Below are 8,239 nucleotides of genomic sequence, written 5' to 3'. Positions count from 1 at the left end.
TTTTTGATTTGCTTATTAGGGGAAAAGAAGAGGCAACGCTTAAAAACGGCGAAGAGATACACATTCCTAAAGGCTTCAAGCCGGCCTATTTCGAATGGGTTGTTTGGCGAGCATTCCTTGCAATCAACTCCCTGACAAACCAGCCATGGGATGCACGCCGATTTAAAGTGGATCAAGACTTCTTGCCTATCGGGACAGCGCCTGGGAATGGACCGGATATTGTATTTGAGTTCGAAGACATGATTCTGGTTGTCGAAGTCACTTTGACTTCTTCCTCCAGACAGGAAGCGGCGGAAGGTGAACCTGTCAGACGGCATGTAGCCAAATATGCTGAAGAGAATGGAAAGGATGTATTCGGCCTATTCCTGGCAATCAACATTGACACCAACACTGCGGACACCTTCAGGCTTGGAAACTGGTACCTGAAAAACGACCAAAAGATCGACTTGCATATCGTTCCTATGCCCTTGAAGGATTTTAAGGCGTTGTGGGATGCGTCAATGGATGATGTTTCGATGATTTTGCCAAGGTTTAAAGAACTACTACGGGATTGTCGGATGCACAGCATCAAAGACGCACCCGAATGGAAGAAAAAGGTGTCTGACCTGACCCAACAGGCGGCCACTTCGCTGAAGCAGTAGCTCACAGGCCGTTTCTGTCCATACAAAACGAATAGCCCCGGACGAAAAATCCGGGGCTATTTTTTTCAACATTTATGGAAAACGTCTTGTCCTCGCGGAGGTCTTTTCTTGTGAAAGCTGTTTTCCTGTCGCGACCCGGGCTACTCGAAGCGGCGGGCCGTGATGATGGACACCGGGTCCACGGGCACGTCGTCGAACCCCTGGTAGCTCCTGGTCCTGACCTTGCTGATCTTCATGGCCACGTCCATGCCATCCACCACCTCGCCGAACACGCAGTAGCCGTAGTTCTCGTCCTCGGTGCCGGTGTGGTCCAGGTCCGGATTGTCGGCCACGTTGATGAAGAACTGGGAGGTGCCGCTGTGCGGGTCTGCCGTGCGGGCCACGGCCACGGTTCCGGCCAGGTTCTTCAAGCCGTTGGTCGCCTCGTTGGGAATCGGGTCGCGCGTGGGCTTATCGGCCATGGAAAAAGTCATCCCGCCCGTCTGGATCATGAATCCCTTGATCACGCGGTGAAACAGGGTGCCATCATAGAACCTTTCGTCCACATAGGCGAGAAAGTTCTCCACGGCCTTGGGGGCCTTGTCGGCATACAACTCTATCAGGATCTCGCCTTCCGGGGTTTCCAGAAGGACCATCGGGTTTTCCATCGTCTTCTCCGTGCTGTGGTGTCTACTTCTTCCCCTTGCCGTCCTCTTTGGCCCGAGGGTGCGCCTGGTCGTATACCTGCATGATGTGGCGCATGTCCAGATGCGTATAGCGCTGGGTGGTGGTCAACCGCTCGTGGCCGAGCAGTTCCTGCACGCTGCGCAGATCGGCCCCGGCTTCGAGCATGTGGGTGGCAAAGCTGTGGCGGAGCATGTGCGGATGCACGTCCTTGGGCAGCCCGGCCAGCGCGCCGAGGCGGGCCACGATGCGGTTGGCCTGCCGCCGGTTGAGCCGCTTGCCCTGGCGCACGCTCAGGAAAAGCGCCTGTTCCGCATAATTGTCTCCGAGCATGGCGTGACGCTGCTCAAGGTAGCGCCTGATGCGCTTCACCGCCGCGCCGCTCAAGGGCACGATGCGCTCCTTGGACCCCTTGCCCGTGACCCGGATGACGTCGGAATCCACGTCGTTGAGATCAAGGCCGATGGCCTCGCTGATGCGCAGGCCCGAGCCGTAGAGCACCTCGGCCAGGGCCAGATCGCGCAGCCCCTCGGGGTCGGGCTCGATGGCCGCCTCCATCAGGGCCACGGCCTGATCCACGTTGAGGACTTGCGGGTGCCGCTTCTCCTGCTTGGGGTTGCGCACCGTGGCCATGGGGTCCACACTGATCATCCGGTGGCGCATCAGGTAGCGGAAATAGGCGCGCAGACTGGAGAGCTTGCGGCCCATGGTGGCCTTGGTCAGGCGCAGCCGGTGCAGCTCGGCCAGAAAGGAGCGCACATGTTCTCGGGTGATGCGCTCCGGCTTCTCAAGGGACCGCTTGGAACGCTTCAGAAATTCGCCGAACTGCTCAAGGTCGGTCCCATAGGAGCGGATGGTGGCCTCGGAGTAGCCCTTTTCCACAGCCAGATGGGCCAGGAATCCGCGCAGCATCTCGCCGCCCGGTCTGGTGCCGCCTCCCCTGGCTCCGCTAGACTTGCCGCTGGTCGATGACATAGCAGCTCCTCGGGTTTTCCTTGGCCTTTTTTTTCAGTTCCATGGCTATGGACGAGACCTCGCCGTAATGGGTGATGCGCCCCCCGGTGTTGACCACCACGGCGATGGACACGGCCATGAGCGGAAATATCCTGGTCTTGCCCTCGCGGTCCACCGAGGTGATGTTGCCCCGCTTGCGGTCGTCGGGGTCGTAGAAATGGGGGACGATGTCGTCGAATGCGGCGATGATCCGCTGGCAGGCGTCCTCGGCCTTGTCCGGCGGCAGGATGAAGACAAAGTCGTCGCCGCCCACATGGCCCACGAAGCTCATGATCCCGTGGTAGCTGCGGATGGTGTTGACGATGAGCCGGGCGGTCATCATCAGCACCTCGTCGCCTCGGGAGAAGCCGTACTTGTCGTTGTAGGACTTGAAATAGTCGAGGTCGCAGTAGGCCAGGGCGAAATCCTCCCCGGCGTCGATGAGCTGCTGGATGCGCTGGATGATGGAGGTGTTTCCCGGCAGCTTGGAGAGCGGATTGGCGTCAAGGGCGCGCATGGCCCGGCACAGGGTCAGGTTGATGCGGTCGCGCACCTCGGAGGGGTTGAAGGGCCGCACCAGGAAGTCGTCCACCTCGATGACGTTCCAGTTCCAGGGTGTCTCCACGTCCACGGGGTCCACGCACATGACCACGGGCAACTGGCGGTAGACGTTCTCGCTCTTGACCAGATTGGCCACCTCGACGGCCGGGATGTCGGCCAGCCGGTTGTCCACGATGAGCAGGTCCGGCGGATCGTTGAACAGATGCTCGATGGCCTTGCCGCCCTTCTCGAAGACCGTGAAACTGAGCACATCCGGCGACCACAGGGCGCGCAGCATGGCCGCCAGCGACGCATCAGGCGAGAGCAGGAAGGCGGTCTGTCCGCGCTGGAACAGGGATTTCTCCAGGGTCTGGCTCATGGGGGCGAACCTAGCACCGGTCACAGGCCGCGTCAAAGGAAGACGCACGCGCCCTACACCCTCGACGGTGCTAGAAGGTCACGTCAGAGACCTCGATGAACTGCTCGGCCATCTCGTCCATGACCCTGTCGAGGTCGGACATCTTGAACTTCAGTTCCAGCAGGGCCTCGGGCCGCAGGTAGGCGGTCTGGTCGTCGCCGGAGTTGCCGAACTCGAAGAGGCGCACCAGGAAATCGCCCAGGTGGACCACGCAGGCCATGGGCTTGTAAAACTCGGCCAGATGCGGCGCGTGGTGGCGGGCCATGGCCTCGCGGATGTTGGGGGGCAGCCCCCAGTGGCGGGCCAGCCATGCGTTGATGCGGTCGTGGCCGAATCCCATGACTTCTTTCTCGGCCTGGAAATAGCTCAAGTCCTTGTCGCGGACCGTGGCAACGATGGTGGCGTGCAGGTCCGGCAGCTGGACCGCCGTGACCACCTTGCCCAGGTCGTGAAGCAGCCCGGCCACGGCGTATTCCTCGGGGTCCTCGAATCCGGCGCGGCGGGCGATGATGTTGCAGGCAGTGGCGCAGCCCAGGCTATGCTCCCACAGCCCCTTCATGTTCAGGACCATCATGTCAAAGACCGAGGTGGAGATGATGATGCCCCGGATGACGTTGAAGCCGAGCAGGACCAGGGCGTGCTGGATGGAGCTGATGCGGCCGGGGAAACCGTAGATGGGCGAGTTGACCATCTTGAGCACCTTGGCCGAAAGGACCTGGTCGCGCGAGATGACCTTGGCGATGGCCTCGGTGGAGGCGTCCGGGTCCTCCACGAGCCTGGTCACCTCCTCCAGGACATCGGGCAGGGTCGGCAGGTCCGCCACCTGGAGAATCCGGCCCTTGACGCTGGTCTTGAGATCGTCGTCCATGGTCACTCCCCGGCTCCGGCCGCGCCGTTGTCCGTTGCTGCCGCACCATCCTGCGCGGCCTTCATCTTCGCTTCCTGGGCAGCGGCCTTGATGCGGAAATACTGACCCATGCGCTCCTTGACCCGGGCCATCCATTTGTCCTCGCCATAGCCGCGGAAGAGCACCTCGATCCGCTCCACACGCTCGGCGTACCGCGTGCCAGCGCCCGCTCCGCCCAAGTCCACGGGATGGCCCTCCACGGTGATGCGCTCGATCTTCATGGCCGCGAGCCGGGCAATGAGGCTGTCGCTCAGCTCCATGCCCTCGGCCATGATGACCATGCCGCCGTCCTTGAGCACGGGACGGGCCAGCTTCATGCCCGGGCGGGCCAGGTCTATGGGGATTTTCTGCATGGATCACAGCCTCGTGTGTGGAGTTGCCCAGCTTGCGGGACACCCCAGTGTACACGGCCCGGCCCAAGGCCTCAAGCCCGCGCCGGGATGAATCGCCAAAGAGGCCGGGAGACAATCAGGCATCGCCATCCGCCTCGCTCCGGGCCACCGGCGCTGCGACAGCGTCGGTCGCCCCGCTTTCCCTGGCCAGATACCACATGCCGGGCAACTGATGGACCACTCCGCGCACCTCCAGCATGAGCAGCGCCCGGCTGACCCGGGACGACTCCCAGCCAAGCGCCCGGCCCAGGGTGTCGATGTGCATCCGCTCGCCGCCGTCGAGCACCTCCATGAGCTGGCGCTCCTCGTCGCCCAGCGTGGCGTCGGTCCGCCAGTCCGGTCCGGTCCGCTTGCGGACGCCAGACAGCTCCCGGTCCTTGGGGCCCTGCCCCTTCCCGCCCTTTTTCCGGGCCATCGTGTCCTTGCGCTTTTTGCCCCCCCCTGACCTGGCCCCTGCGGCCACGGAGGTGGGGGTGGTGGCTACAGCGGACTCGTCGGCCGATTCGTCAGGCTCGGGGTTCGGGATGTGGGCCAGCTCCCGGGCGAAATCAAAACGCAGGATATGGACGATGTCCTCGGCGTTTTCCACCAGGGCCGCGCCCTGCTTGATGAGCCGATGGCAGCCGGTGAAGGTGGGCTGGCCCAAGGGCCCGGGCAGGGCAAAGACTTCGCGTCCCTGCTCTCCGGCCAGCCGGGCGGTGATCAGGCTGCCGCTGTTGTGGGCGGCCTCGGCCACGAGCACCCCCAGGGACAGGGCGCTGATGATCCGGTTGCGAAAGGGGAAATTCCCGGCCCGGGGGGTGACGCCCGGACCGAACTCGGTGACCACCAGCCCCTTCTCGTCAAGGGCGCGCCTGACGTCGAGGTTGTCATAGGGATAGTCCACGTCCAGCCCGCAGCCGAGCACGGCGATGGAGCCGCCGATGCCGGACAGGCCGCCCAGGTGCGCCTGCCTGTCGATGCCAAGGGCCAGCCCGGAGATGATGGTGATGCCGATGCGGGAGAGTTGGGAGCTGATGCGCCGCGTGGCCTCAAGGCCCATGGCCGTGCATTCGCGCGCGCCCACCACGGCCACTCCCGGGTTGCCGAGGAGCGAGACATCGCCGCTGACGTAGAGCAGGCACGGCGGGTCGTCGATCTCCCTGAGTGCGGCCGGGAAAAGGGAATCGAACCAAGTGACCGCCCGCATGCCCGCGCGCTTGGCGGCCCGGTATTCCTCCTCTGCCCCGGCACGCCAGACCTCGGCAGCGCAGGCCCGGGCCAGGGGTTTGGCGGCGAGCTCCAGTCCGGGCCACGACGCGGCCGCTTGCACCGCCTCAAAGGCGGAAGAATAATGCGAGAACAGCGATTTCCAGACCTTGGGACCAAGGCGCGGGGTGTGCCGCAAGGCGAGGCAGGCGAAGAATTCCTTGTGCTGGTCCATGGTCGCGGGTGACTCCGGCAATGACGAGGCCGCAAACCGCGCGACAGCGCACCGCTCCGGCCGGATGAAGAAAATGAACCCGGATCAGCCTCCCAGACGGCTCAGTTCCCTGCGGCCCAGCGCGGCGGGCTCGGATGCGGGGAAATCCTCGACCAGGGCCCGCAGATAGAACACGGCGTTGTCCCGATCCCCCACCCGATCATAGGACATGCCGATCTTGAGCAGGGCCGAGGCCGCCTTGGCGTGTTTCGGGAACCGGCTGGTGACCTCGCGGAAGGTCAGGATGGCCTGGGCGTAGTCCTTTTGGGAATAGTAGGTCTCGCCCTTCCAATACAGGGCGTTGGGGGCCAGCCCGTCGCTCGGGTACTTTCCGAGAAATTCGTCAAAGGCACCTCGCGCGCCCACGAAATCGCCACTGTTGTACTTGGTCAAGGCCGCGTCGTACATGGCTTGGGCACCGCTGGCAGGAGTCGGTTTGGCCGGGGTCTTGGCCGGGCTCGCAGGCTGGCTCGGGGCAGAGCTGGCAGCCGGAGCGGGCCGCTTGATGACCGTGGGTTCGGGAATGACGGCGGGCGGGCCGGGCACCGAGGCCCAGGGTTTTTCCTCCCCGCTCTCGGCGATGGGGGCGGGCTCGGCCGACGGCGCACCAGCCACCCAGCCCCCGTCCTCGGGCGCGAGGTCGTCAGGTTCGGGAAGTTGCCCCCCGGAATCCATCACCGCCCCGCGCGCTCTGTCGCCCGGGGCCTGAACAACCACCTCGCCGCCCCGGAGCACGGCCAGGTCCGCCTCGATGGCGGCCAGCCGCCGGTCCATGGTCTCGGCCGTCTCGTCGTTCACATCCGCCTGCCTGCGCTGTTCCTCGCGAAAGTTCAGAAAGCTTTCCTCAAGGCTCTTGATGCGCCATTCGGTGCTCGCCTCGGTGGTGGCCGAGGTCTGCCGGGCGGCGGTGCAGCCGCCTGCCAGCAGGCTGAAGACGGCGAGCAGGCCGAGCGTGATGTATTTCATGAGGAATTCTCCGGTCTGGCAAGTTCGATTGTTCAATGAGAGATAGGCGATCACAGCATTTTTTGCAACAAGTGCCTGCGCCGCCATGAATCGTTGCGCAGCCCGCCGCTTGCGGAGTCGATGATTTTCAGGCAAATATGCCACGCGGCCCGCGCATGGCGCATGGCCGACAAGCCGCCGGAGAGTTCTCATGAGCATGCAAGAAAGCCTGATCCTCGTCGCCACAATGCTGGCACCCGCCTTTTTCAGCCTCATCGGGATGGCCGCGCTGGGCTGCCCGGCCGTGGCCGTGTCCAGCGAGGCCGCCGCCAGGTTCAAGGGCCGAGTCTTCCTGGACAAATACGGCCAGCAGGTCGCGGCCATGGGAGCCGTGCTGTTCCCGCTCTTTCTCATCATCCTGGCCGGGTCCATCGGGCTGGCCACGGTCCGCTTTCCGCAACTCACCTCCAGGCTCCTCGACCCCGCCTCGCCTTTCCTCATTTCGCTGGCAGCCCTGGGGGTATTCGCCCTTCTCGGCCCGGCCTACTTCCTGACCTGGAAAAAGCTTCGCGAATCACGGGGCATCCACATGCTCCTTGGCATTGGCGCCGCCCTGGCAGCGGCAACGGGCGTGGCCGTGACCGTTCCGGCCAAGCTCCTGGCAGGGCTGCCCCCGGAGGCGGTCCAGGCCGGACTTGGCCCCGGTTCCATGCTCTGGCCCATGGCGACCATGCACATCATCCTTTGCGTGACGGCAGCCGCCGGTCTGAGCTGCGTCTACCTCGTGCTGCGCCGCCACCGCGACGACTTCGGCCGCGACTACTACCGCTTTTCCCTCAACTTGGCCTCGCGCTGGGCCGTGGCGGCCATGCTCAGCTTCCTCGCCTGCCAGGGCTGGCTCCTGGCCGTGCTGCCCGAGCCCTTGGCCACCATGACCACCGGCACCCCGCTGGGGCTGGTCTGGGCGGCCGGTTGCGGCCTGGGCCTGATCTGCGCCATCCTCTGGCTGGTCACGGCCCGCAGCCAGACGCCGCTGCGCTTCAAGGGGCTGACCTTTGTGGCCGCCTGCCTGCTCTGGCTCATGCACGCCATGAACGCCACCCTGTTCATGAACTTCATGACCATGCTCTAACAGGCTGTTGAAAAACGGCGATCTGCGTCGTTGAAAAACGGCGATCTGCGTCGTTGCTTCCAAAAGTTCAAATCCTTGCGTACAGGAAGTACATCTCTGCTCTCATGATCCGTAAGGCTCGAAGACTCGCCAACGGCTCAAGGGCT

The 8,239-nt window shown here is 63.8% G+C and carries 9 protein-coding genes; 2 read left to right on the top strand and 7 right to left on the bottom strand.

From position 1 onward, the window contains the following. On the top strand, nt 1-641 hold a 641-nt coding region (locus QQS14_RS15655; protein WP_285907954.1), incomplete at its 5' end, for an AlwI family type II restriction endonuclease. Nucleotides 642-781: 140 nt separating this feature from the next. Here the strand turns inward: QQS14_RS15655 and QQS14_RS15650 are convergent. The 7 genes from QQS14_RS15650 to ybgF all read right to left on the bottom strand — a co-directional run bounded on the left by QQS14_RS15650 (nt 782) and on the right by ybgF (nt 6,982). Next, nucleotides 782-1,288 carry a peptidylprolyl isomerase gene (locus tag QQS14_RS15650; RefSeq protein WP_285907953.1) on the bottom strand — a complete coding sequence of 169 codons (507 nt, stop codon included), beginning with the start codon at nt 1,286-1,288 and terminating at the stop codon, nt 782-784. A 22-nt stretch (nt 1,289-1,310) separates the two neighbouring features. After that, complete coding sequence (gene xerC / locus QQS14_RS15645; protein WP_285907952.1) at nt 1,311-2,279, bottom strand: tyrosine recombinase XerC; 969 nt, start codon at nt 2,277-2,279, stop codon at nt 1,311-1,313. Next, nucleotides 2,254-3,216 carry a GGDEF domain-containing response regulator gene (locus QQS14_RS15640; RefSeq protein ID WP_285907951.1) on the bottom strand — a complete coding sequence of 321 codons (963 nt, stop codon included), beginning with the start codon at nt 3,214-3,216 and terminating at the stop codon, nt 2,254-2,256. The genes xerC and QQS14_RS15640 overlap by 26 nt, the downstream gene beginning before the upstream one ends. A 70-nt stretch (nt 3,217-3,286) precedes the next feature. Then, the gene (locus tag QQS14_RS15635) at nt 3,287-4,123 is read right to left on the bottom strand and encodes an HDOD domain-containing protein (RefSeq protein ID WP_285907950.1); all 837 of its coding nucleotides are present in this window, start codon (nt 4,121-4,123) and stop codon (nt 3,287-3,289) included. A gap of 2 nt (nt 4,124-4,125) precedes the next feature. Then, nucleotides 4,126-4,515 carry a hypothetical protein gene (locus QQS14_RS15630; protein ID WP_285907949.1) on the bottom strand — a complete coding sequence of 130 codons (390 nt, stop codon included), beginning with the start codon at nt 4,513-4,515 and terminating at the stop codon, nt 4,126-4,128. A gap of 115 nt (nt 4,516-4,630) precedes the next feature. Continuing rightward, on the bottom strand, nt 4,631-5,977 hold the full coding sequence (dprA, locus tag QQS14_RS15625; protein WP_285907948.1) for a DNA-processing protein DprA: 1,347 nt from the start codon (nt 5,975-5,977) through the stop codon (nt 4,631-4,633). Between the two features lie 84 nt (nt 5,978-6,061). Then, on the bottom strand, nt 6,062-6,982 hold the full coding sequence (gene ybgF / locus QQS14_RS15620; protein ID WP_285907947.1) for a tol-pal system protein YbgF: 921 nt from the start codon (nt 6,980-6,982) through the stop codon (nt 6,062-6,064). Between the two features lie 190 nt (nt 6,983-7,172). Between ybgF and QQS14_RS15615 the strand changes: the two genes are divergently transcribed. Further along, nucleotides 7,173-8,093 (top strand): hypothetical protein, encoded by a 921-nt coding sequence (locus tag QQS14_RS15615; protein WP_285907946.1) that lies wholly within the window; start codon nt 7,173-7,175, stop codon nt 8,091-8,093. Nucleotides 8,094-8,239 lie beyond the last annotated feature (146 nt).

The sequence above is a fragment of the Pseudodesulfovibrio pelocollis genome (assembly GCF_030282845.1).
In the GTDB taxonomy this organism is placed as follows: domain Bacteria; phylum Desulfobacterota; class Desulfovibrionia; order Desulfovibrionales; family Desulfovibrionaceae; genus Pseudodesulfovibrio; species Pseudodesulfovibrio pelocollis.
Note: the sequence above shows the minus strand (reverse complement) of the source record. Positions and strands in the feature narration are given on the sequence as shown.